The organism is Xanthomonas sp. LF06-19 (assembly GCF_034105425.1).
Classification (GTDB): Bacteria; Pseudomonadota; Gammaproteobacteria; order Xanthomonadales; family Xanthomonadaceae; genus Xanthomonas_A; species Xanthomonas_A sontii.
The window spans coordinates 24,270-46,803 of record NZ_JAXGGH010000001.1 but is presented as its reverse complement, the minus strand read 5'-3'; the positions used below and the strand labels follow the sequence as shown (position 1 = coordinate 46,803).

At 70.9% G+C, this 22,534-nt stretch carries 21 protein-coding genes; 12 read left to right on the top strand and 9 right to left on the bottom strand.

Annotation, left to right across the window (positions count from 1 at the left end; genetic code table 11):
- The first annotated feature begins 61 nt into the window (after nucleotides 1-61).
- The 5 genes from pmbA to SLW55_RS00175 all read left to right on the top strand — a co-directional run bounded on the left by pmbA (nucleotide 62) and on the right by SLW55_RS00175 (nucleotide 5,186).
- Entirely contained in the window at nucleotides 62-1,426 is a 1,365-nt protein-coding gene (pmbA, locus tag SLW55_RS00195; protein ID WP_150409897.1) for a metalloprotease PmbA, read from the top strand.
- Between the two features lie 37 nt (nucleotides 1,427-1,463).
- On the top strand, nucleotides 1,464-1,862 hold the full coding sequence (locus tag SLW55_RS00190) for a DUF4870 domain-containing protein (RefSeq protein WP_267093766.1): 399 nt from the start codon (nucleotides 1,464-1,466) through the stop codon (nucleotides 1,860-1,862).
- A 176-nt stretch (nucleotides 1,863-2,038) separates the two neighbouring features.
- Nucleotides 2,039-2,416, top strand: a complete 378-nt coding sequence (locus SLW55_RS00185) for a DUF4870 domain-containing protein (protein ID WP_153751340.1) — start codon at nucleotides 2,039-2,041, stop codon at nucleotides 2,414-2,416.
- Between the two features lie 171 nt (nucleotides 2,417-2,587).
- Nucleotides 2,588-4,015 (top strand): DUF1800 domain-containing protein, encoded by a 1,428-nt coding sequence (locus tag SLW55_RS00180; RefSeq protein WP_320744276.1) that lies wholly within the window; start codon nucleotides 2,588-2,590, stop codon nucleotides 4,013-4,015.
- A 37-nt stretch (nucleotides 4,016-4,052) separates the two neighbouring features.
- The gene (locus tag SLW55_RS00175; RefSeq protein WP_320744275.1) at nucleotides 4,053-5,186 is read left to right on the top strand and encodes a DUF1501 domain-containing protein; all 1,134 of its coding nucleotides are present in this window, start codon (nucleotides 4,053-4,055) and stop codon (nucleotides 5,184-5,186) included.
- Nucleotides 5,187-5,268: 82 nt separating this feature from the next.
- On the opposite strand, the gene SLW55_RS00170 is transcribed toward SLW55_RS00175, so the two are convergent.
- The 6 genes from SLW55_RS00170 to SLW55_RS00145 form a co-directional block, all read right to left on the bottom strand.
- Complete coding sequence (locus SLW55_RS00170; protein ID WP_320744274.1) at nucleotides 5,269-6,363, bottom strand: M35 family metallo-endopeptidase; 1,095 nt, start codon at nucleotides 6,361-6,363, stop codon at nucleotides 5,269-5,271.
- Nucleotides 6,364-7,109: 746 nt separating this feature from the next.
- Nucleotides 7,110-7,991, bottom strand: coding sequence for a farnesyl diphosphate synthase (locus SLW55_RS00165; protein ID WP_320744273.1), 882 nt, complete (start codon nucleotides 7,989-7,991; stop codon nucleotides 7,110-7,112).
- Nucleotides 7,981-8,244, bottom strand: a complete 264-nt coding sequence (locus tag SLW55_RS00160) for an exodeoxyribonuclease VII small subunit (protein ID WP_017909613.1) — start codon at nucleotides 8,242-8,244, stop codon at nucleotides 7,981-7,983. The genes SLW55_RS00165 and SLW55_RS00160 overlap by 11 nt, the downstream gene beginning before the upstream one ends.
- Before the next feature lie 31 nt (nucleotides 8,245-8,275).
- Nucleotides 8,276-9,592: a tRNA lysidine(34) synthetase TilS gene (tilS, locus tag SLW55_RS00155; protein WP_320744272.1), complete on the bottom strand. Its 1,317-nt coding sequence runs from the start codon at nucleotides 9,590-9,592 to the stop codon at nucleotides 8,276-8,278.
- A 902-nt stretch (nucleotides 9,593-10,494) separates the two neighbouring features.
- A complete protein-coding gene (locus SLW55_RS00150) occupies nucleotides 10,495-11,064 on the bottom strand; it encodes a WG repeat-containing protein (RefSeq protein WP_320744271.1) in 570 nt (189 codons plus the stop codon).
- The gene (locus SLW55_RS00145; RefSeq protein WP_320744270.1) at nucleotides 11,061-12,767 is read right to left on the bottom strand and encodes an alkaline phosphatase; all 1,707 of its coding nucleotides are present in this window, start codon (nucleotides 12,765-12,767) and stop codon (nucleotides 11,061-11,063) included. The genes SLW55_RS00150 and SLW55_RS00145 overlap by 4 nt, the downstream gene beginning before the upstream one ends.
- Nucleotides 12,768-12,918: 151 nt before the next feature.
- Here SLW55_RS00145 and SLW55_RS00140 point away from each other — a divergent pair, with 151 nt between their 5' ends.
- The 3 genes from SLW55_RS00140 (at nucleotide 12,919) to SLW55_RS00130 (ending at nucleotide 15,694) form a co-directional block, all read left to right on the top strand.
- Nucleotides 12,919-14,259, top strand: coding sequence for a dicarboxylate/amino acid:cation symporter (locus tag SLW55_RS00140; RefSeq protein WP_267117251.1), 1,341 nt, complete (start codon nucleotides 12,919-12,921; stop codon nucleotides 14,257-14,259).
- 7 nt (nucleotides 14,260-14,266) lie between these two features.
- Nucleotides 14,267-15,103 carry a class I SAM-dependent methyltransferase gene (locus SLW55_RS00135; RefSeq protein ID WP_267117252.1) on the top strand — a complete coding sequence of 279 codons (837 nt, stop codon included), beginning with the start codon at nucleotides 14,267-14,269 and terminating at the stop codon, nucleotides 15,101-15,103.
- Between the two features lie 111 nt (nucleotides 15,104-15,214).
- Complete coding sequence (locus tag SLW55_RS00130) at nucleotides 15,215-15,694, top strand: acyl-CoA thioesterase (protein ID WP_010341292.1); 480 nt, start codon at nucleotides 15,215-15,217, stop codon at nucleotides 15,692-15,694.
- A gap of 22 nt (nucleotides 15,695-15,716) precedes the next feature.
- Here the strand turns inward: SLW55_RS00130 and SLW55_RS00125 are convergent, their stop codons facing one another.
- The gene (locus tag SLW55_RS00125) at nucleotides 15,717-16,466 is read right to left on the bottom strand and encodes a nucleotidyltransferase domain-containing protein (RefSeq protein ID WP_320744269.1); all 750 of its coding nucleotides are present in this window, start codon (nucleotides 16,464-16,466) and stop codon (nucleotides 15,717-15,719) included.
- 161 nt (nucleotides 16,467-16,627) lie between these two features.
- Here SLW55_RS00125 and SLW55_RS00120 point away from each other — a divergent pair, with 161 nt between their 5' ends.
- A complete protein-coding gene (locus SLW55_RS00120) occupies nucleotides 16,628-17,404 on the top strand; it encodes a class I SAM-dependent methyltransferase (RefSeq protein ID WP_284467555.1) in 777 nt (258 codons plus the stop codon).
- 119 nt (nucleotides 17,405-17,523) lie between these two features.
- On the opposite strand, the gene SLW55_RS00115 is transcribed toward SLW55_RS00120, so the two are convergent.
- Together SLW55_RS00115 and SLW55_RS00110 are read right to left on the bottom strand one after the other, a co-directional pair.
- Complete coding sequence (locus tag SLW55_RS00115) at nucleotides 17,524-18,360, bottom strand: C40 family peptidase (RefSeq protein ID WP_081613329.1); 837 nt, start codon at nucleotides 18,358-18,360, stop codon at nucleotides 17,524-17,526.
- A 107-nt stretch (nucleotides 18,361-18,467) separates the two neighbouring features.
- Nucleotides 18,468-19,010 carry a C40 family peptidase gene (locus SLW55_RS00110; protein ID WP_295913206.1) on the bottom strand — a complete coding sequence of 181 codons (543 nt, stop codon included), beginning with the start codon at nucleotides 19,008-19,010 and terminating at the stop codon, nucleotides 18,468-18,470.
- 109 nt (nucleotides 19,011-19,119) lie between these two features.
- On the opposite strand from SLW55_RS00110, the gene SLW55_RS00105 reads away from it, so the two are divergent.
- From SLW55_RS00105 to gorA, 3 genes are all read left to right on the top strand, one after another.
- Nucleotides 19,120-19,599, top strand: coding sequence for a peptidylprolyl isomerase (locus SLW55_RS00105; protein WP_043092617.1), 480 nt, complete (start codon nucleotides 19,120-19,122; stop codon nucleotides 19,597-19,599).
- A 139-nt stretch (nucleotides 19,600-19,738) separates the two neighbouring features.
- On the top strand, nucleotides 19,739-20,980 hold the full coding sequence (locus tag SLW55_RS00100; protein WP_320744268.1) for a DUF418 domain-containing protein: 1,242 nt from the start codon (nucleotides 19,739-19,741) through the stop codon (nucleotides 20,978-20,980).
- Between the two features lie 157 nt (nucleotides 20,981-21,137).
- On the top strand, nucleotides 21,138-22,499 hold the full coding sequence (gene gorA / locus SLW55_RS00095) for a glutathione-disulfide reductase (protein ID WP_295969706.1): 1,362 nt from the start codon (nucleotides 21,138-21,140) through the stop codon (nucleotides 22,497-22,499).
- Nucleotides 22,500-22,534 lie beyond the last annotated feature (35 nt).

Sequence of the window (22,534 nt, the reverse complement as noted above, 5' to 3'; positions counted from 1 at the left end):
AACACATCCGGCCAGGACGGCCGGGCAGGGGCGAAGGGATTCGCACAACAAGGATAAAGCATTGAACGCGATCACCCCCGATTTGCACCGCGACGACAGCCAGCAGCGCCTGGAGCGCCTGTCCGACATCGCCGAACGGCTGCTGGCGCGCGCCCGCGCGCTCGGCGCCAGCCAGGCCGAGGTCAGCTGCAGCGAAGACCGCGGGCTGGACGTCAACGTGCGCCTGGGCGCGGTGGAGACCGTGGAATCCACCCGCGACCGCGGCATCGGCGTCACCGTCTACTTCGGCCAGCGCAAGGGCAGCGCCAGCACCGCCGACCTGCACGAGTCCAGCCTGGAGGCCACCGTGGCCCAGGCCTGCGCCATCGCCCGCTACACCGAGGACGATGTGGCCGCCGGCCTGGCCGAGGCGGCACTGATGGCGCGCGAGCAGCCGGATTACGACCGTTGGCATCCGTGGCCGCTGCAGGCCGAGGAGGCGATCGACCTGGCGCTGGCCTGCGAGGCCGCCGGCCGCGACGCCGATGCGCGGATCAGCAATTCCGACGGCGCCTCGGCCGGCAGCAGCGAGAGCCTGTCGGTCTATGCCAATTCGCACGGCTTCGTCGGCTGCGAGCGCAGCACCCACCATTCGATCGCCTGCACGCTGATCGCCGGGCAGGGCGACGGCATGCAGCGCGACGGCTGGTACAGCAGCGCGCTGGCACGCGAGGACCTGGAACGCGCCTCGGCGATCGGCCGCCGTGCCGCCGAGCGCACCGTGGCGCGGCTGCAGCCGCGCTCGCTGCCGACCGGCGAGGTGCCGGTGCTGTTCGCGCCGGAAATGGCGCGCTCGTTGATCGGGCATCTGCTCGGCGCGGTGTCCGGCGGCGCGCTGTACCGCCGCGCCAGTTTCCTGCTCGACAGCGCCGGCACCCGCCTGTTCCCGGAGTGGTTCGCGATCGACGAACGGCCGCACCTGCGCCGCGGCCTGCGCTCGGCCGCCTTCGACGGCGAGGGCGTGGCCACCCGCGAGGCGCCGCTGGTGCGCGACGGCGTGCTGCAGCGCTACGTGCTGGGCAGCTATTCGGCGCGCAAGCTGGGCCTGCAGACCACCGCCAATGCCGGCGGGGTGCACAACCTGCAGGTGGCGGCCAACGCGGTGGACCTGCAGGCCATCCTCAAGGGCCTGCCGCGCGGCCTGCTGGTCACCGACCTGATGGGCAACGGCGTCAACCCGGTCACCGGCGACTACTCGCGCGGCGCCGGCGGGTTCTGGATCGAGAACGGCGAAATCGCCTATCCGGTGGACGAAATCACCATCGCCGGCAACCTGCGGCAGATGTTCCAGGACATCGAGGCGGTCGGCGCCGACATCGATGTGCGCTCGCATGTGCATATCGGCGCGGTGCTGGTCGGCAGGATGACGGTGGCCGGCAACGACTGAGCGCCGCGACGCAGGCAGCGCGCAAGGACGCACAGGCATGCAGGCAAGCGACACCGAGAACACGATCGCCGACGGCTCCGCGCCCGCGTGGGAGCGCGCGCTGGCGGCATTTGCGCATCTGTCGATGTGGATCGGCTTGTTCGCCGCCTGCAATGTGCACCTGGGCGACGCGCTGTGGTGGCTGCTGTTGCTGTGGCTGTTGCCGGGCGCGCAATGGTGGGCGATGCGGGGCAGGCAGCCGTTCGTCGCCGAACACGCGCGCCAGGCCATGCGGATGGGCCTCGGCCTGTCCCTGCTGAGTGCGGTCTTGCTGGCGCCGAGCGTGCTGATCTTCGGTGCCGTGCTGGTGTTCGGGTGGCTGCTGGTCCTGATGCTGCTTGTGGCGATGGGCGTCAGCCTATACGCGGCGGCCAAGGCCATGCTCGGTCGCCGCTAGCGCGATCCGCTGCCGTATGGGGCGTCGGATCAGCGCCGCGGTTGCCGAGCGGGCGATCCTTGAGCCCGTCGAGGCGTCTTCCCGCCTTGCCAGCTTGGCTTGACAGCGCTGCGCCAGCCACCGAGAGTGACGCGCCAAACGTCTTGTCCCCTCACCACCAAAGGAACGGAATACCGATGAGCGAATTCGACAACGTCACCGCCCCGCCGCCGCCGCCGGCCTCGGCAGGTCCCCAGGAAGACCGCACGGTCGCGCTGATCACCCATCTGTCCGGGATCCTCCTCGGGTTCATCGTGCCGTTGATCATCTGGCTGGTGAACAAGGACAACCCGGCCAAGTCCTTCCTCAACGACCAGGCCAAGGAAGCGCTGAATTTCCAGATCACCATCGCCATCGCCTACGTGATCTGCATGGTGCTCAGCGTGATCATCATCGGCGGCTTGCTCGCGCCGGTGGTGTGGGTGGTGAACCTGGTGTTCTGCATCCTGGCCGGCATCAAGGCCAACGAAGGCGTCGCCTACCGCTATCCGTTCGCGCTGCGCCTGATCAAGTAAGCGCACCTGCGCTGCGTCCCCGAAGGCCCGGCCGCTGCGCCGGGCTTTTTTGTGCCCGCGCGGCGCTCCGGCGGGAGACCGCAGGGCGGCCGAGCGTAACGCCGCCGCCGGCCGGTCAACCGCGGCCCGAGCGGTGCGTTTGCAAGGCTGTCGCCACCACCGGAGCGCTGCATGATCCGCCGCGAGAGCCTGAGCGCCGCCAACCGCTTCGGCCTGGGTGCCCGTCCCGGGGAACTGGCCGCCATGGGCGAGCCGCGCGACTGGCTCGCCGCGCAACTGCAGTCGCCGCCGCTGGCGCCGGCGTTGCAGGGCCTGCCCGACAGCCTGGCCTACCTGCGCCGCGAGGCCGACTACCAGCGCGAGCGCCGCCAGGCGCGGCAGCAGGCGGCCGGCGATCCACAGCAGGCCGCTCAGCAGGCGCAGCAGGCCGCGCGCGGGCTGTACCGGCAGGCACAGGCGCAGGAACTGGCGGCACGCTACCGGGTCGCGGTTTCCAGCCCGGCTGGCTTCGCCGAGCGCCTGGTGCAGTTCTGGTCCAATCATTTCGCGGTCTCGGTCGACAAGCGTGCGGCCGCGCTGTACGCGGCGCCGATGGAGCGCGAGGCGATCCGCCCGCACTGCATGGGCCGCTTCGCCGATCTGCTGCTGGCGGTGGAGCGGCACCCGGCGATGCTGCGCTACCTGGACAACGCCAATTCGGTCGGCCCCGACTCGCTGCTGGCGCAACGCGCGCAACGCCGGGCCCTGCGCCTGGATCCCGAACGCCCGGCGCGCCGGCTGGGGCTCAACGAGAACCTGGCCCGCGAGATCCTGGAACTGCACACGCTGGGCGTGGACGGCGGCTATACCCAGGCCGACGTCACCGAACTGGCGCGTGCGATCACCGGCTGGGGCGTGCCGGCGCCACGCGATGTCGAGCAGGGCATGCCCGAGCGCGCCTTCGTGTTCCGCGCGCCGGCGCATGCCGCCGGCAGCCGCCTGGTGCTGGGCCGGCGCTATGCCGAGGACGGCCTGGCGCAGGGCGAGGCGATCCTGACGGCGCTGGCGCGGCACCCGGCCACCGCGCAGCACGTGGCGTTCAAGCTGGCTAGGCACTTCGTCCGCGACGATCCGCCACCGGCATTGGTGCAGCGCATGGCCGACGCGTGGCGGCGCAACGATAGCGACCTGCGCCACGTCTACCGCGTGCTGATCGACAGCCCCGAAGCGTGGGACGCGCAGGCGCGCAAGTTCAAGCCGCCGCAGGATTTCGTGGTGTCGGCGCTGCGCGCCGGCGGCGCTTGGCCCGAGGCGCCGCCGCAGCAGAAGACGGTGCTGACCCTGCTGGCACGGATGGGGCAGCCGCCGTTCACCCCGCGCTCGCCGGCCGGCTATGCCGACGTGGCGGCGGAATGGGGCGGCGCCGACGCGCTGTGGAAGCGCGTGCAGGCCGCCGAGGCGCTGGCCGGGCTGGTCCCGGGCGATCCGCTGGGCATGGCCGCGACCGCGTTCGGCGACGGTCCGGACGCGGACACGCTGACCGCCGTGCGGCGCGCCGAGGCGCCGCGCGAAGGCGTGGCGGTGTTGCTGGCCAGTCCGGCCTTCCAATGGCGCGTCTGAGCGGCGCGCGTTCCACTTCGCGATGGGAGACGTTCCGATGCAACTGACGCGCCGCCGTTTCCTCGCCGCCAGCGGAGCGGCCACCGTGTTGAGCCTGTGGTCCGGCAGCGGCCTGGCCGCGCCGGGCGCCGACACGCGCCTGCTGGTGGTGCTGCTGCGCGGTGCGCTGGACGGGCTGCACGCGCTGGTGCCGTCCGCCGACCCCGATTACGCGCGCCTGCGCGGCGCGCTGGCGCCGCAGCAGACCCTGGCCCTGGACGGCAGCTTCGCGCTGCATCCGGCGCTGGCGTTCGCGCACGAACTGTACGCGCGCCAGCAATGGCTGCCGGTGGTGGCGGTGGCGCCGCCGTACCGTGAGCGCTCGCACTTCGAGGCGCAGGATTGCCTGGAGAACGGCACCGCGCGGCCCAGCGGCCCGTCCAGCGGCTGGCTCAACCGCTGCGCGCTGGCCCTGCACGGCGCCGAGGCGGTGTCGGTGAGCGCGGTGACGCCGCTGATCATGCGCGGCCCGGGTGCGGTCAGCAGTTGGTCGCCGCCGCTGCCGAGCGCGGTCAACCCGATCCTGCTGCAGCGCCTGCAGCCGCTGTATGCCGCCGATCCGCAGCTGGCCGGCGATTTCGCGCGGGCGCTGCGCGAGCAGGGTATGCAGGTGGACAGCGTCAAGGGCGGGCAACTGCCGCAGGCGATGCGCGCCGCGGCCAGCTTCATGACCAAGCCCGACGGGCCGCGGATCGGTTTCGTCGAGGATGCGGGCTGGGATACCCACGGCAACCAGGCCGCGGTGCTGCAGCGCAAGCTGGGCGAACTGGATGCGGGGCTGCGCGCGTTCCACGATGGCGCGCAGGCCTGCTGGTCGCGCAGCGTGGTCGCGGTGGTGACCGAGTTCGGCCGCACCGCCGCGGTGAACGGCACCGGCGGCACCGACCATGGCACCGGCGGCGTGGCCTTCCTGGCCGGCGGCGCGGTGCGCGGCGGGCGCATCGCCGGCGACTGGCCGGGGCTGTCGCCGCGGGCCTTGAACGAGGGCCGCGATCTGCGCGCCACCAGCGACCTGCGCAGTCTGTTCCGGCACGTGCTCGCTGCGCATCTGGGCGTGTCCGAGCGCGCGCTGGACACCCAGGTGTTTCCCGGCAGTGCGGCATTGCCCAGGCTGGAGGGGTTGGTGGCCTAGCGACTGAGCATGCGGCATGGGCCGCACGCGCACCGGGCGCCGACGGCAGGTCGGCGCCCGGGCGATCACCGGCGTGCCGGACTCAGTTCTGCGACGGATTGTTCTCGGCGAAGTACTCGTGGCTGTCGGCGTTCTTCACCGCGCGCGCCGGATCGCTCTTGGCCAGGCTCTTGGCCGCGCTCTGGCCGTACGCGGTGTCCTGGGTGCCGGCGACCACGCTGAAGTGGCTCATTTCGTGGATCAGGGTGCCGGCCTTGGAGTCGGTGCCGGTCAGCGGCGCGCTCCAGAACGCATTGCAGACGTAGATCTGGTACGGCTGATTCGCATAGACGTAGGCGTAGGAACTGTCGCTGCAGCCGCAGTTGATGGTGATCTGTCCGTTGTTCTGGTCGATCGCCGAATCGATGTTGACGAAGTTGGAGGTGGCGGTGCTGTAGCGGCTGGCGTTGTAGGCGCCGAACCAGGTGGTGTAGCGCGCGCCGGTGCTGCCGCCGTTGAGGTAGGTCTTGGCGTTCTGCGAGTAGGTGCGTGCCGCGTTCACCGCGCTGCCGATGGTGCTGATCTGGCTGGTGCTGCACGAGGCGTAGTTGACGCCGTTGACCACCGCCTGCGGGCCGACCATCAGGTCGTTGCGCACGGCGCGGCCGCGGCCGCCGTCCAGCCATACCGTCAGCGGCGCGCTGGACAGGGTCTGCGGTTGGCCGTCGGCGCGCAGCATGCGCGCGCCATCGGCGAGCGCGGCGCCCTGCAGCGGCGCGTCGAGGCGGATGCTGTAGGTGCCGCTGCGGGTCAGGTCGTAGGCGCGGCTCAGGTCGATCTGCGCCTGCTTCGCTTCGCCCGGCTGCAGCACCACCATGTCCTCGGCGCGCGGCGCGGCGCGCTTGACCAGGCGCCCGACGTAATCCACCGGCTTGCCGTCGCGCTGGACCTGGAACAGGGCGTTGTCGAGATCGCCCAGCGGCAGTTCCCACTTGGGCACGCGTGCGACCTGCGTGCCGGTGTTGCGCACGGTCACCGCCATCTGGCCGCGCTGCTGGCCGTCGGCGTCGGCGACCGGCGTCAGTTCGACCTGCAGCGGCGCGGGCGTGCGCGTGAGTTGCGATTGCGCCGTGGCCGCCGAGATGATGCCGGCCAGGCTGAAGCCGATCGCTGCCGAGATCCGGGATGCGTGTTTCATGCAGTCTCTCTCCGTCGAAAGTGGGCGCCCCGTGACAGGGGCCGAAGCAAACTAGCCCGGTGATGCGCGCGTGCGCGTCGCAGGTGCGTTTGTCTTCGATTTCGTCCAGCGAAGCGCGCGCCAGGTCTCAGTATCGGCATCGCGGACAGACATCGCCGCGCGTGAGTGTCGCGCTGCAGCGGCATGCACTGGATCGAGCGCAGCGTTGCGGATAGGCCATGTGGCGATCACGCTCGCACTGTGCGTGTGCGTGTGCGTGTGCGTGCGAGATCGTGCTGGTGGCGGCGTTTGCCGAAGGCGATGAGGACGTCCGGGATCTCCATTCGCCGCAGCCGGCGTCATCGCGATCTGCAGCGGTATGCGCGGCGTCGGAATTTTTGCGGCAACGCGGGTTGCCGTGGCGTGAGATGCGCCTGGTCGCCTGGTGTGGGAGTCAACCGTCATGCATCCGCGACGAGCGGCGTTGCGGACGATCGGACCGCGAAAGCAGTCGGGACTGACGTCCCTCCCACATTGCCTCAGACACTCACCGCAAGCCCATGTAGCAGTGGCTTCAGCCGCGACAGGCATGACCGATGCCGTCTGTCGCGGCTGAAGCCGCTCCTGCAACAGCGCCTCTGGTCATCACGGGCTGCGCGCGGCCAGCGCCAGCATCCATCCCTGGTTTCGCGGATGCGGTGCAGCGCCTGCGCGGCTAATGACGCGTGCGGCCCAGCCGCAACGATCGCACGCGTCGAGCGTGGCGATCAGTGCGCGCGATCGACCGCGAGCCGCGCAAGCGCCGCCAGTGCATCGGCGGCAGCGCCATAGCCGTGCAGGCTGTCCTGCATCGCCTGCGCCAGCTCGGCCAGCTTGGCCTTGGCGCCATCCATGCCCAGCAGGGCCGGGTAGGTGGACTTGGCCTGCGCGACGTCCTTGCCGGCGGTCTTGCCGAGCTGTTCGGAGCTGGCTTCCACGTCGAGGATGTCGTCGCGCACCTGGAAGGCCAGGCCCAGCGCGGTGGCGAACTTGTCCAGCTGCGAAAGCGCATCGGCATCGGCGCCGCCGCCGAGTGCGCCCAGGCGCACGCTGGCGCGGATCAGCGCGCCGGTCTTCAGCGCATGCATGCGTTGCAGGTCCGGCAGCGCCTGCACGCGGCCGGTGGCGTCGATGTCCAATGCCTGGCCGCCGCACATGCCGGCCGCACCGGCGGCCTCGGCCAGGGTCTGCAGCCATTGCACGCGCAGCGGTGCCGCCGCGTCCTCGGCATTGGCCAGCAACGCGAACGCCAGGCTCTGCAGCGCGTCGCCCGCGAGGATCGCGGTGGCTTCGTCGAAGGCGATGTGCACGGTCGGCTGGCCGCGGCGCAGGGCATCGTCGTCCATCGCCGGCAGGTCGTCGTGGACCAGCGAATACGCGTGGATCAGTTCCACCGCCAGCGCCGGTGCATCCAGGCGCGCGGCGTCGGCGCCGAACAGCGCGCCGCTGGCGTAGACCAGCAGTGGGCGCATGCGCTTGCCGCCGCCGAGGGTGGCGTGGCGCATCGCCGCGTGCAGGCGCTGCGGCGCCAGCGTGGCGGCCGGCAACTGCGCCTGCAGGCCGGCTTCCACCCGATCGCGCCAGCGCGCGAACGCCGCCTCAGCCGCCATGGGGCGGCACGGGATCGAAGGGTTCGGCGCTGTCGGGCTGCTCGGGATCGCTGAGCAGGCGCACGCGCAATTCGGCCTGCTCCAGCGCCTGCTGGCATTGCCGATACAGGCCCACGCCACGCTCGTAGGCGCTGAGCGACTGCTCCAGGCTCAGGTCGCCGGCTTCCATCTTCTCCACCAGCACTTCCAGCTCCTCGAGCGACTGCTCGAAGCGCGCGACCGGGGAGGCATCGTCTTGGGACTTCTTGGGCATGGCGAAAGTGTGCGCGGCGGCGGCGGCAGGGTCAATGCGAGGCGGGCGCCGCCACGGGCAGCGGATCCAGCGCCAGGTGCGCGGCGTGCGCCTGCAGCCAGGCGTGCAACGGCGCGGCCAGCATGTCCGGGCCGGCGGCCAGCAGGTGTGTGGCGTCGAACAGCAGCGGCAGTCGCAGGCGCTGCCACGGCGGCAACGCCTGCGTCTGCAGCAGGTGCTTCAATGCCTGCGACTGCGTCCGCCCTGGCAGAAGCAGACGTTCGCCGCCGCGGCGCGCGCGCACCAGCAGCGGCGTATCGAAGGCCAGCGCGGTGTCGGCGCGCAGGTGCAGGCGGCGGCCATCGGGCAACGCCAGCGGCGCGCGGCCGTCCCATTGCGCCTGCCAGTCGGCAGGCCAGGGCGCGAGGTCGCGCTCGGCGTACAGCGTGTCGCGCCAGCTGCGCACGCAGGCGCCGTGCCAGGCGAACTGCGCCGCGGCATCGGCACGCGGCTGCAGCAGGTCGCGTTCGATCGCGGCCAGCCCGGCCGCCGGCAACGGCGGCAGGCCGGCCTGTGCGACCCAGCGTCGCAGCACGCGCGCGCGCCGCGCCGCGGGCAGGGCGCGCAGCGGGGTGAGTGGCAGCGGGGCACCGGGAGCGTCCTGCAGCGCATCGAGCGCCGTGCGGTCGTCCGCCTCCAGCAGTGCACTGGCGTCGGCACATAGCTGCGCGCTGCGGGCGACGGCGGCGTCGGCGTGCGGCCAGCGCTGGCGCAGCAGCGGCAGCACCTGCAGGCGCAGGAAATTGCGGTCGAAGCCGGGATCGGCATTGCTGGGGTCGTCGATCCACTGCAGGCCGTGCTGCTGCGCATAGGCGTGCAGCACGCTGCGCGGTTGCGCCAGCAGCGGCCGCCACAGGCGGCTGCCGGCGAAGTCGGACAGCGCCTGCATCGCCGCCAGGCCATCCGGGCCGGAGGCGCGCAGCGCGCGCAGCAGGAAGGTTTCGGCCTGGTCGTCGCGGTGCTGCGCCAGCGCCAGCCATTCGCCGGGCTGCAGCGCCTGCGCGAAGGCGTGGCGGCGCGCCTGCCGCGCGGCCGCTTCCAGGCCATCGCCGCTGTCGCGCGGCACCTGCACCCGCACCACCTGCAGCGGCACCGCCAGCGCGGCGCACAGCTGCGCGCACTGCGCGGCCCAGGCGTCGGCGTCGGCATGCAGTCCGTGGTGCACATGCAGCGCGCGCAGGCCGGCGTGGCGGTACGACGGCCGCTGCGCGAGCAGGTGCAGCAGCACGGTCGAATCCAGCCCGCCGCTGAGGCCGAGCAGCAGCGGCGCCGGTGCCGGATCGGGCAGCGTGGCGGCGAGTGCGGACAACGGGGGCGTAGAGGCGTGCGGCGGCATCGCGTCACTGTAGACGCAAGCGCACGTCAGCGCGAAGCGTGGCATGGCGACGTCTTTGCGCCTGAGCAGCGTTGTGGGAGGGACTTCAGTCCCGATGCCTTTCAGCTAATCGCGTCGGGACTGAAGTCCCTCCCACAAGAGCAGGTGTCGGCACTCGGGACTATCCAGACTGCTTGCTCAGCCGTTGCCTGCTCGATGTCGGCCGCCAGTGCGCGACGACTGGCCTGCGGCCAGAGTTCCGACGCCTTTCAGTTCAACGCGTCGGGACTGAAGTCCTTCCCACAAGAGCAGGTGTCGGCACTCGGGGCTATCCAGACTGCTTGCTCAGCCCGTTGCCTGCTCGATGTCGGTCGCCAGCACGCGACGACTCGCCTGCGGCCAGAGTTCCGACGCCTTTCAGTTCAACGCGTCGGGACTGAAGTCCCTCCTACAAGAGCAGGTGTCGGCACTCGGGACTATCCAGACTGCTTGCTCAGCCGTTGCCTGCTCGATGTCGGTCGCCAGCACGCGACGACTCGCCTGCGGCCAGAGTTCCGACGCCTTTCAGTTCAATGCGTCGGGACTGAAGTCCCTCCCACAAGAGCAATTGTCGGCACTCGTGGCTGGCCCAAATGCTTGCTCAGCCCGGTGCCCGCTCGATGTTGGTTGCCAGCACGCGACGGCTGGCCAGCCGCCAGCGCGCGACGGCGCTTGAAGCCGCGCAACGTGCGTTGGCCCCCTGTGGGAGGGACTTCAGTCCCGACGCGGGGATGTCTCACCTCGCGGACGATGCGCTTCCCGCGACATCGCGGGAGATTCAAAGAGACGCGTTGCAGAGAACCAGCCTTGGCGACCTTCTCCGCGACAACGCGGCCATACCGCACACGATCATCGGCTCAGCGCTTGGGCGCCGGCACTTCGCGGTTGTGGCGATCGATGGAGTACCAGCGGCCACCCTGCATCGGCGTGTGGCCGTCGGTGTCGGGCGTGCCCGCGCTGCAGCCGTCGCAGACCGCGGCGACGCCGTGCTCGAACGGCCAGGCGAAGTCGTGGACCGGCGCGATCACCTCGCGCAGTTGCCGGTCGTAGAAGCCGATGCGGCCGTGAAAGATGCCGCGGGTCAGCCCTTCGGTGAAACCGTCCGGGCCGTTGTCCCAGGTGATCACCGGCAGGCTGCGACCATCGGCGCGGACGTAGTAGAAGCGTGCGCCGACGCTTAGCAGCGCCAGCCCGTCGCGATCGAAGGGCAGGCGCCGCAGCGCCTGTGGCGTCAGCGCCAGGCGCTCGTCGGCGCCCAGCTTGCAGCTCGGCACGACGTCGCGGTCGGTGGTCGGATCGCCGAGCCGGCAGGCGTCGTCGGGCTGCGCCTGCGCCTGCACAGCGGCTGCGGTTGTCGCCAGTGCGAGCAACGCCGCTGCCGCACGCAGGCGGCCACGGCGCCACGGCCGGGGCGGGAGGCGGTTCACTGCGCGGTGGCAGCGCTGGTCATGAACGCCGCCGGCTTGGGCAGCTCTACCGGCACGCCGTCGCCGTTGCAGGTGCCCGCCTGGCACAGCCGCGCGCGCAGCGTCGGGGTGGCCTGCACGATCACGTGGTAGATCACGTTCTCTTCCAGACTGCCGCGGAACGCGTTGCTGCCGGGGCCGCGCGCCCAGATGCCGACGTCGTCGCCGCCATGGGTCTCGGCCTTGGTCGGCACCAGCGCTTCCTGCATGAAGTCCGGGCTTTCGGTGTCGACGTGGGTCAAATCCGGGCGGCCGTTGGCCGGCTCGAAATTGCTCGGCGCATGCGGGAAGGTCTTGACCCCAGCCGGCTGCTGGTTGCTGGCGCCGGTGTAGCCGGGGCCGTTGGCGTAGCTGAGCGTGGCATAGGGCTGGCCGTTGCCGTCCAGCGCCAGGTCGCCGGTATTGGCATCCTCGCCGCTGGTGCCGCGCACCTTGCCCAGGATCGGGTTGCCGCGCTGCGGGTAGCCGACGAAGTTCAGCGTGTGCGAGTGGTCGGCGGTGACGATGATCAGCGTGTCCTCGGCCGACGTCGCGTCCGCCGCGGCCTGCACCGCCTGCGACAGGGCGATGGTCTCGTCCAGCGCGCGGTAGGCGTTGCCGGCGTGGTGCGCGTGGTCGATGCGGCCGCCTTCGACCATCAGCACATAGCCGTTCTTGTCCTGCGACAGGGTACGGATCGCGGCCTTGGTCATCTCGGCCAGGCTCGGGTCGCCATTGGCGCTGCGGTCGCGGTCGTGGTCGAACTGCATGTGGTCCGGCTCGAACAGGCCCAGCAGCGCCGGCGCGTTCTGCGCCGCTTCCAGTTGCCCGCGGGTCCACACGTAGGCGCCCTGCGGATGGCGCTGGCGCCATTCGCCGACCAGATCGCGGCCGTCCAGGCGCAGGCCGACCTTGTCGTCGTACTCGGGGTCGCGCTGCTCGACGGTGGTGAACTGGCCGCGGCCGCCGGCCAACATCACCTGCGGGCCGCGCCCGAAGCGTGCGCTCACCATCTGCTGGGCGATGTCGCGGCAACCCTCGGCCACCGCCTTCTCCGGCAGGTCGGCATCGCTTTCCCAGTTGCGCTCGGGCACGTGCGCGTAGGTCGCGGCCGGGGTGGCGTGGGTCAGGCGGGTGGTGGTGACGATGCCGGTGCCCATGCCGGCGCTGTCGGCCAGTTCCAGCCAGCTCAGCAACTGCTTGCCGAGGCTGTCGGCGCAGGCGTCGCGCTTGCCGGCGGCCACGCCGATCGCGCCCATGTGGGTCTTCACCCCGGTGGTGATCGAGGTCATGGTGCCGGCCGAATCCGGCGTCTGCGAATCGGTGTTGTAGGTCTTGCTGAGTGCCGTGGCGGGGAACGCCTCCCACGACAACTGGTTCTCCTCGCCCGAGGCGCCCTTGCGCTGACCATCCAGGATGCGTGCGGCGGCGACCGTGGTCAGGCTCATGCCGTCGCCGAGGAACAGGATGACGTTCTTGGCCTTGCCGCGCATCGCACCGTTGTTGGCGGCCTTGGCGGCGCCGCTGCGGTACCACCAGGCCGGGGTCTCGCCGGCCGGATGGGCCACGGCGGGGACGACGATCGGCGCGACGTTGGCGCTGGCGGCCGGCGAATGCGGCGTGCTGGCGCAGGCGCCCAGCAGCAGGGTGGAGGCGGCGGCGAGGGCGGAAACGGGTAGGCGCATACGCAGAACGGGTCCTGAACAACGAAGTCCCCTGCATTATGCCGGCTGCGACAAGGCACGCCGATGACATCGCGCCTTTCCAGCCATGGCGTCGTCGCTGCTGCCGGGGTGCGCTATCGTGCGAAACCCCCGATCTCTCTGGACAGCGTCGATGAAACTGGTGACGGCCTGGTTACGCATTCCGTTCTGGCAGCGCGTGGTCGCCGGCTTCCTGCTGGGCGCCCTGGCGGGCTGGGCGCTGGGCCCGACCGCGGAGACCTGGTTCAAGCCGCTGGGCGATCTGTACGTCACCCTGATCAAGATGATCGCGGTGCCGCTGGTGTTCTTCGCCGTCATCAACGCGATCTCGGCGCTGCACGGGCAGCAGTCGGTGGCCAAGCTGGGCGGGCGCACCTTCCTGTGGTTCGTGGTCACCGCGGCGCTGGCGGTCGGCGTCGGCCTGGCCGTGGGCACGGTGTTGCAGCCGGGCGCCGGCCATCTGGGCCTGCGGGTGGACAGCGCCTGGACCCCGCGCGACGTGCCCAGCCCGGTGCAGGTGCTGCTGGACGTGGTGCCGTCCAACCCGTTCTATGCGCTCACCGGTATCGGCACCAGGACCAATGCCGCTGGCGAGACCGTGCTGGCGGCAGGGCGCGGTTCGATCCTGCCGGTGATCTTCTTCGCCGCGCTGCTGGGCTTTGCCATGGTCAAGCTCGGCGAGCGCGTGGCCGAGGCGCGCAAGCTCACCAAGCAGATGAGCGAGATCATGATCCAGGTCACCCGCTTCGTGCTGGAGATGACCCCGCTCGGCACCTTCGGCCTGATCGCCGCGCTGGTCGGCGGCTACGGCTTCGGCAAGCTGCTGCCGTTCGGCAATTTCGTGCTGGCGCTGTACCTGGCCTGCGCGATCCACATCGTGGTGGTGTACAGCGGCCTGCTGCTGGTGCACGGGCTCAATCCGTGGAAGTTCTTCCGCGGTGCCGCGCCGGGCATGCAGGTGGCCTTCGTCAGTTCCTCCAGCTTCGCCGCGATGCCGGTGGCGCTGCGCTCGATCACCCACAACCTCGGCGTCAACAAGGACTACGCCGCGTTCGCGGTGCCGCTGGGCGCCAGCATCAAGATGGATGGCTGCGGCGCGATCTTCCCGGCGCTGTGCGCGGTGTTCATCGCCCAGTACACCGGCGTGCCGCTGACCGCCAACCAGTATTTCGTGGTGCTGATCGCCTCGGTGCTGGGCAGCTTCGGCACCGCCGGCGTGCCCGGCACCGCGGTGGTGATGGCCACGGTGGTGCTGAGCGCGGCCAACCTGCCGCTGGAGGTGATCGGCTACCTGTACGCCATCGACCGCGTGCTGGACATGATGCGCACCATGACCAACGTGACCGGGCAGATGCTGGTGCCGGTGCTGGTGGCCAAGGAGACCGGCCTGCTCGATCGCACCATCTACGAGGCCGCCCCGAGCAATGTCGGCCTGGAAGATCCGCCGGTCGACGGTTCCGGCCAGGTGCGTTGATGCGTCCGTGAGTACGCCTGCCGAGAGCCTGCGCGCGCAGCTGCGACAGTTGCCCGGGCTGACGCTGCACGCGGGTGTGCTGGTGCACGACGCGCTGCCGGACGACCCGTTCGAGCAGCGCTACCTGGACGTGCGCCGCCGCGAAGGCCGGCTCTACAGCGACGCCCAAGTGCGCACGCTGCCGCAGCCGCCCGGCGCGCTCGGCGCCAGCCACGAATGGCGGGTGCGCGCCGAATCGTGCCGGCGCCTGTTGCGCCATCTGCGTGCGCGTGGCGGAGACGGTCCTCTGCTGGAACTCGGCTGCGGCAACGGCTGGCTCTCGCATCGCCTGGCCAGCGGCCTGCAGCGCGAAGTCTGCGGTGTCGACGTCAATCGCACCGAACTGGCGCAGGCGGCGCGGGTCTTCGCCGACGCGCCGCGGTTGAGCTTCGTCGCCGGCGACATCCTGCGTTTGCCGCTGCCGGCGCAGCGGTTCGATGTCGTGGTGGTACCGGCCTGCCTCCAATACTTCGCCGATCCGCGTGCGCTGATCGCACGCCTGCTGCAGCTGCTGCAGCACGACGGCGAACTGCACATCCTCGACAGCCCGTTCTACGCCGACGTCGAGCAAGCCAGGGCCAGCGCCGCGCGCAGCCTGCGCTACTTCAGCGGCCTGGGCTGCGCCGAACTGGCGCAGCAGTACCACCAGCACACCGAGGCGGTACTGGACGGCATCGTGCTGCGCCGGTTGTTCGACCCACGGCGGCTGTCGGTGCGTTGCCTGCGGGCGTTGCGCTGGCGCCAGCCGCATTTCCCGTGGCTGTGCATCCGCAAGCGCGACAATCTCGCGCTGGCCGCGGCCTAGCCGGCGCCGCCGGCCGCCGGCGCGTCTGCGGCGACCTTATTGCGGCGCCGTTGCGATTGGCGGCGGCGGCGCATGGCAGACTGCCGCCTCCTTCCCCTGCATGGACTCCCGATGAGCGGCACGCAACGCGAACTGACCTTCCGCTTCCTGGCCGAACCGATCGACGTCAACTACGGCGGCAAGGTCCACGGCGGCGTGGTGATGAAGTGGATCGACCAGGTCGGCTACGCCGCCGCGGTGGGCTGGAGCGGCCACTACAGCGTGACCGTGGCGGTGGGCGGCATCCGCTTCGTGTCGCCGATCCGCATCAGCGACATGGTCACGGTCAGCGCCAAGCTGGTCCACACCGGCACCAGCAGCATGCATTTCGCCATCGAGGTGCGCGCCCGCGATCCGATGGGCGGCGAGCCGCGTCTGTGCACGCATTGCATCATCGTGTTCGTGGCCCTGGATGGCGTCGAAGGCCGCCCCACCGCGGTGCCGGCCTGGCATCCGGACACGCCGGAAGACCATCGCCTGGCCGAGTACGCGCAGAAGGTGATGGAGCTGAGCAAGGGCATCGAGGACACCATCGCCCACTACCACGGCTGAGCGCGCGCGCCCGCGCGCTGGCTCAGGCGCGCCAGTCCGCGGGCGCGATGCGGCAGTCGCCGTCGAACAGGCGGCCGCCGTGCACGGCCAGTTCCTGCTGCGCCAGCGCCAGCACCGGCGCGCAGTCGGCGCTGGCGAACAGCGTGGCGAAGGCCTGCTCGAAGCGTTGGCCCAAGGCCGGATCCATCCGTGCCAGCAGGCGCGGCACCCACTTGCCGCTGCCGTACCAATGGCCGCGTCCGCGCAGCGCCAGTTCCGCCAGGCGCGGATGCAGCAGGGCGCCGATGGCGAGGATCTCGGCGGCGCTGCGCTCGCCGCACAGGTCGTCGACCAGGTCAGTGATCTCGTAGCGCAGCGCGTCCCGTTGCACCTGCGTCAGCGGCGGCGGCCCGGCCTGCAGCCGCGCGGCGACCTGGCCTTGCAGGCTGCGTGCGGATTCGGTCGCGGTGCCGACGAGGGTGCCCTCGGCGATCATGTGCAGCAGGCTGGGGCGGCCGCGGGCGGCGTCTTCGTCGACGAACCAGGCCAGCGTGCCCGGGTCGTGCACGAAGGCTTCGACGGGCATGCCGTCGGCGAGGAACGATTCGCGGCGTGCGGCCGGCAGGCGCTCATAGACCACGACCAGGTCGAGATCGGAGAGATGCGTGCCTTCGCCGCGCAGGATCGAGCCGGCGGCGAAGCCGAACGCCGCGTCGGCGTAGCGGGTGGACAGCAGCGATTGCGCGATCGCCAACGCCTGGGCGGGCGTGGGCAGGACGTGCTTGGCCGGCATCAGCGCAGCGCCTGCAACTGCGGCCAGGACGCGACCCGGCGGACGGGCTCATCGGCACGGCAGGACTGCGAGGCAGGCGAGGGGCGTGGTGTCATCGAAGTTCCGGTGACGCGATCGAGGTGGACAGCGTATCGTGCCGGCGGGCAACGCGGACGGCGACGATGACCCTCCAGGCGGACAGCGCGGAACTGCAGCGGCAATACGGCGACACCCAGCGGCTGGTGCAGCGTAAGTCGCTGCACGCCAAGTACGGCCGCGGCGATTGGTACCCGTGGTTGCGCGCGCAGGTGCCGCTGGCCGCAGACATGCGCGTGGCCGATATCGGTTGCGGCACCGGCCAGCTGTGGGGCGCGCTCGCCGGGCAGTGGCCGCCATCGCTGGCAGTGCAATTGCTGGATCGCTCGCCGGCCATGGTCGCTGCGGCATTGGCGCAGGCGGCGGCGTTGCGGCCACGGGGTGTGGTCGGCGACGCGATGCGCCTGCCGCTGCGCGATGCCAGCATCGACGCCGCACTGGCCGTGCATATGCTCTACCACTTGCCCGATCCGCATGCGGGCGTGCGCGAGCTGCGGCGCATCGTTCGTCCAGGCGCGGCAGTACTGGCGGTGCTCAATGGTCGCGACAACATGCGTCAACTCGCGCAACTGGTCGCCGGAGTGGCCAGTGGCCCGGACCGCGACCCGTCCACCCTGCGCCTGGACGCGGAGGCGGGCGCGCGCCTGTTCGCCATGCACTTCGCACAGGTCCGGGTCGCATGCTTCGACGACGTGCTGGTCTGCACCGATCCCGAGGACGTCATGGCCTATCTGCAGAGTCTGCCGTTGCCGCCGCAGGCGCACGCGTCAGCCTTGCGGCAGGCGGTAGAGGCGGCGTTTGCGCATGGCGACGGCGCGTTGCGGATCGACAAGGACGTGCGCGCGATCGTTGCCACCGCCTGAGGGCGGCCGCGTCGGTGCCAGTGGCACGACTGCCCAGCCGGGCGGCCGCGAAACGTCACAACGAAAAAGGCCGCTGTCCCCAGCGGCCTTTTCTGTGCGGTATCTGCGGAGCGGACGGCTTACATCGCCACGCGGCGCGCCTGCACGAACTTCTCGCCCCAGTAGCCGGAGGTCAGCGTGTCCACGCGCACGTCCTTGCCGCGGCTGGGGGCGTGCAGGAAGCGGCCCTCGCCGACGTACAGGCCGACATGGTCGACGCGGCCCTTGCGACCGAAGAACACCAGGTCGCCCGGCGCCAGCGCGTCGCGGTCCTTGATCAGCTGGGCATTGGCCTCGCGGGCCATCTCGCGCGACACGCGCGGCAGTTCGATGCCCAGCGCGGTGCGGAACACGTAGCCGACCAGGCCGCTGCAGTCGAAGCCTTCGGTGTCCTCGCCGCCCCAGCGGTACGGGGTGCCCAGCAGCGCCATGGCGCGCTTGAGCACGGACTGGACCTTGTCGCCGCCCGGCACCACGCCTTCGCGCGGGACCGGCTGGGACACGTCGTAGTTGGCCAGCAGGCGGCTGATGTCACCGGCGAACATCGCCGAGCGGTCCATCAGCGGAATGGTGTCGTTGGCGGCCAGGTGCGGCAGCAGGGCGGCCAGGGTGGCGGTGGCGGCGGCGTCGGCCTTGCTGCGCGACGGTGCGGGCGCCTGGGCGGCGGCCGGCTTGGCCGAGGTGGTGGTGTTGTTGGGGGTCTGCGCGGTCGCCTGGGCGGTGGTCGCGGTGGCGCTCACCTGGGCGGGAGCGGGGGCGACGGTCGCGATCGCTTCCGGGACGACGGTGTCGGCGGGAGCGGTCTGGGCCAGGGCCGGGAGGGCCGAGAAACAGAGCGAGGCGGTGCAGAAGAGGCGGAAAGCGGTCCGGCGGGGAACGGCGGGCTTGCCTGGAGAGGTCTGGGCTTCGGTCGTCACGCTTGGATCACAAAATAAAACGATGGGGGATCATGCCTTGTAGACAGAAATAGGAAGTTCAAATAAGGTTAAATTTTCGTAATTATGAATGTGGGTGAAATCACAGTTCAGCGCAAAACCCGCTTTGCGCCGGTGTAGTGATCCCGCCAGTAGGCCCCGTCCAGCGAATCCAGGCGCACCGTTCCGCCCGTGCTGGGAGCGTGCACGAAGCGGCCTTCACCGACATAAATTCCGACGTGCGTCACGTTTCCCGCGCTGCCGAAGAACACCAGGTCGCCGGTGCTCAGGCGCTGCGGGTCGATCCGCGGCCCCTGTACCGCGGCCAGTTCGCGCGAGGTGCGCGGCAGCCGCAGGTCGAGCATGTCGCGGTAGACGTAGGCGACCAGGCCGCTGCAGTCGAAGCCGGACTCGGGGGTGTTGCCGCCGTAGCGGTAGGGCGTGCCGACCAGGCCCAGCGCCCGCATCAGCACTGCGTTGGCCGCGCCCGGGTCGGCCGGCGCCACCTGCGGCCACTCGCGCACCGCCGCCGGTGCCGGCCGGGTGTGGCGGACCTCGTGGCGTCCGCAGGCCGCCAGCGCGGCGGTGCACAGCAGCGGAAGCCACCACGGGAACGCGCGGCGGCCGCGCGGCGAAACTGGCGTGTTGTGCATGGAGCCGGGATAATGCGCGACCTCAGAAGGCCGCCATCATGGCGGCGCTCCCGGCGGCCGACAAGCCGCCCATCCCGTCTGCCCCCGGCAGCCACAGCGCAGAGTGCACATGAAGATCGAAAAAGACCGCGTCGTCCGTTTCCACTACACCGTTTCGGAAGTCGGTCAAGAACCGATCGAAAGCTCCAAGGACCGCGATCCGCTGGTGATCCTGGTCGGCCACGGCAACATCATCCCGGGCCTGGAGAACGCGATGATGGACAAGGCCGCCGGCGACAGCTTCGGCGTCGACGTGGCCGCCAAGGACGCCTATGGCGAGTACCGCGAGGGCCTGAGCCAGCGCGTGCCGAAGAAGCATTTCGGCGCGGCCAAGCTGCAGCCGGGGAGCCAGGTGGTGCTGCAGACCAACTTCGGCCCGCGCGCGGTCACCGTGCAGAAGGTCGGCATGAGCGTGGTCGACGTCGACCTCAACCACCCGATGGCCGGCAAGGACCTGCACTTCGACGTGGAGATCGTCGACGTGCGCGAGGCCAGCGCCGAAGAGATCGAGCACGGCCACGTGCACGGCGACGGCGGCCACCACCACTGAGTGCGTTGGCGGCGGTGCCGGTCGCGCCGGTGCCGCCAGCCCTGGCGCCGCGCGCAGCGGTGCCGTCGTGCCGCCGCGGACGCCGGCGGCCTTCCTGATCGCGGCGAGGGACATCGCCGGCCTTCCGCCCGGTGCCGCCTTGGCCACTTCCGCCCCCGTGTTGCAGCCCGTCGCGCCCGCCGAGCGCATCGCCACGCTGGACGTGCTGCGCGGCTTCGCCCTGCTGGGCATCCTGCTGATGAACATCGAGGGCTTCGTCGGCCCGCTGGACGCGGCGATGACCGGCCTGGATCCGGCGCTGCGCGGCGCCGACCGCATCGCCGACGCCCTGGTCTACATCCTGGTGCAGGGCAAGTTCTACACCTTGTTCTCGCTGCTGTTCGGCATGGGCTTCGCGGTGATGGCGCAGCGCGCCGAGACTGCGCGGCGGCCGTTCGGCGGTTTCTTCCTGCGCCGCAGCGCGGGGTTGCTGCTGATCGGCCTGCTGCACGCGCTGTTGTTGTGGTCCGGCGACATCCTGGTCAGCTATGCGTTGCTGGCGTTCATGCTGCTGGCGTTCCGCGAGGCGCCCACGCGCTGGCTGCCGGGCATGGCGCTGGTGGTCTACCTGTTCGCGCCGGCGCTGTGGCTGCTGGTCGGCGCCGCCGCCTGGGCGGCGCAGGCCGATCCGCACGGTGCGGCGCAGTGGCATCGGGACATGGCCGAGCAGGCACAGCACGGCGCGGCGGCGCTGGCGCAGCAGCGCGAGGTGTTCGGCCATGGCAGCTACGCCCAGGCCACCGCGCAGCGCGCGCGCGACCTGGTCGAATCGCTGAGCGTGCTGCTGTTCAACGCGCCGACCATCTTCGGCATGTTCCTGCTCGGCGCCTGGTGCGTGCGCAGCGGCCTGGCCGCGCAACCGCAGCGCTTCCCGCGGCTGCTGGCGGTGCTGCGCTGGGGTGTGCTGCCGCTGGGCCTGGCGCTGATGCTGCTGAGCTTCCGGCTGGAGCCGTGGATGGATCCGGCGCGGCTGGATCTGCGTCTGACCTGTGCCTACGCCCTGGCCAGCGTCGCCAGCGGCCTGATGGCGCTGGGCTATGCGGCCTGGCTGGTGCGCGCCGCAGCGGCGTTGCAGTGGCTGGCGCCGGCCGGACGCATGGCGCTGAGCAACTACCTGCTGCAGTCGCTGGTGTGCACGACGTTGTTCTACGGCTACGGCTTCGGCTATTTCGAACAACTGCCGCGCGCCTGGCAGATCCCGTTCGCGGTCGCGCTGTTCGCGCTGCAGGTGGCGCTGTCGCACTGGTGGCTGCAGCGGTTCCGCTTCGGCCCGGTGGAGTGGCTGTGGCGCTCGGCCAGCTACCTGCGCTGGCAGCCGATGCGGCGCCGCGACGCGGCCTGAGCGCAGGCGCTGCCGCGGCGTCCTCACATCTGCCGCGCGGTCGCCCATGGCATGCTCCGCGGCGACCGAGACATGCGACAGGACAGCCGATGGACGATGTGAACCGCGCGCACCGTGCCGCGCCCGATGCGACCCCGCCGCGCGCCGAGCGTGCGCCGTGAACGGGTCGATCCGCGATTACGACCTGCTGGTGCTGGGCGGCGGGTCCGGCGGCCTGGCCACCGCCTTCCGCGCCGCCAGCCATGGCGCACGTGTGGCGATCCTGGAGCCGAGCGCGCTCGGCGGGACCTGCGTCAACGTCGGCTGCGTGCCGAAGAAGGCGATGTGGCTGGCGGCGGACCTGGTCGAGCGCATCGACCTGGCGCGCGCGGTCGGCTTCGCCATTCCCGAGGCCACGCTGTCCTGGGCGGAACTGGTGGCGCATCGCCAGGGCTACATCGGCAACATCCACGCCAGCTACCGGCGCCGGCTGGATGCCGACGGCGTGGTGCTGATCCCGCGGCGCGGCCGGCTGGTCGATGCGCACACCGTCGAATGCGACGACGGCGTGCGGGTCAGCGCCAAGCACGTGGTGATCGCCACCGGCGCGCATCCACTGCGGCCGCAGATCGAAGGCGCCGACCTTGGTTTGGTCTCTGACGACTTCTTCAACCTGTGCGAGGCGCCGCCGCGGGTGGCGATCGTCGGCGGCGGCTATATCGCGGTGGAACTGGCCGGGCTGCTGCAGGCGCTGGGCAGCCGGGTGGAACTGTACGTGCAGGGCGAGCGCCTGCTGGAGCGGTTCGATGCGGAACTGGCGCTGCAGCTCGCCGACAACCTGCGCCACCAGGGCGTGCGCCTGCATTTCGGCTACCGCGCCAGCGCCTTGCGCCGCAGCGGCGAGGGCCTGTGCGTGGTCGATGCGCAGGGACAGCCCGGCGAGCGCGTCGACAAGGTGTTCTTCGCGATCGGGCGCCGCCCCAACACGCGCGACCTCGGCCTGGAAGCGCTGGGCGTACGTCTCGGCGACAAGCACGAAATCGTGGTGGACGCGTACCAGAACACCGACGTGTCGGGGCTGTATGCGATCGGCGACGTGGCCGGCAAGGTCGGCCTGACCCCGGTGGCGATCGCCGCCGGGCGCAAGCTGATGGACCGGGTGTTCGGCGACCGGCCGCAGGCACGGCTGGACTACGAGAACGTGCCCAGCGTGGTGTTCTCGCATCCGCCGCTGGGTCAGGTGGGATTGGGCGAGGAGCAGGCACGCGAGCGCTATGGTGCCGACGCGGTGACCGTGTACCGCAGCAATTTCCGGCCGATGCTGCAGGCCCTGGCCGATTCGCCGCAGCGCAGCTTGTTCAAGCTGGTGTGCGTGGGCGCCGAGGAGCGTGTGGTCGGCTTCCACCTGCTCGGCGATGGGGCCGACGAGATCCTGCAGGGCTTTGCGGTGGCATTGAAGCTGGGCGTGACCAAGCAGCAACTGGAAGACACCGTGGCGATCCATCCGACTTCAGCCGAGGAAGTGGTGCTGATGCGCTGAGGTCGCGGCGATCCGGCTGCTGGTTGGCTGTGGCG

Bases quoted from the DNA above. Each gene is read 5' to 3' on its own strand.
- SLW55_RS00190 (WP_267093766.1), top strand. From the start codon at position 1,464: ATGCAGGCAAGCGACACCGAGAACACGATCGCCGACGGCTCCGCGCCC.
- SLW55_RS00185 (WP_153751340.1), top strand. From the start codon at position 2,039: ATGAGCGAATTCGACAACGTCACCGCCCCGCCGCCGCCGCCGGCCTCG.
- SLW55_RS00180 (WP_320744276.1), top strand. From the start codon at position 2,588: ATGATCCGCCGCGAGAGCCTGAGCGCCGCCAACCGCTTCGGCCTGGGT.
- SLW55_RS00175 (WP_320744275.1), top strand. From the start codon at position 4,053: ATGCAACTGACGCGCCGCCGTTTCCTCGCCGCCAGCGGAGCGGCCACC.
- SLW55_RS00170 (WP_320744274.1), bottom strand. From the start codon at position 6,363: ATGAAACACGCATCCCGGATCTCGGCAGCGATCGGCTTCAGCCTGGCC.
- SLW55_RS00165 (WP_320744273.1), bottom strand. From the start codon at position 7,991: ATGGCGGCTGAGGCGGCGTTCGCGCGCTGGCGCGATCGGGTGGAAGCC.
- SLW55_RS00160 (WP_017909613.1), bottom strand. From the start codon at position 8,244: ATGCCCAAGAAGTCCCAAGACGATGCCTCCCCGGTCGCGCGCTTCGAG.
- SLW55_RS00145 (WP_320744270.1), bottom strand. From the start codon at position 12,767: ATGCGCCTACCCGTTTCCGCCCTCGCCGCCGCCTCCACCCTGCTGCTG.
- SLW55_RS00140 (WP_267117251.1), top strand. From the start codon at position 12,919: ATGAAACTGGTGACGGCCTGGTTACGCATTCCGTTCTGGCAGCGCGTG.
- SLW55_RS00130 (WP_010341292.1), top strand. From the start codon at position 15,215: ATGAGCGGCACGCAACGCGAACTGACCTTCCGCTTCCTGGCCGAACCG.
- SLW55_RS00125 (WP_320744269.1), bottom strand. From the start codon at position 16,466: ATGCCGGCCAAGCACGTCCTGCCCACGCCCGCCCAGGCGTTGGCGATC.
- SLW55_RS00120 (WP_284467555.1), top strand. From the start codon at position 16,628: ATGACCCTCCAGGCGGACAGCGCGGAACTGCAGCGGCAATACGGCGAC.
- SLW55_RS00110 (WP_295913206.1), bottom strand. From the start codon at position 19,010: ATGCACAACACGCCAGTTTCGCCGCGCGGCCGCCGCGCGTTCCCGTGG.
- SLW55_RS00105 (WP_043092617.1), top strand. From the start codon at position 19,120: ATGAAGATCGAAAAAGACCGCGTCGTCCGTTTCCACTACACCGTTTCG.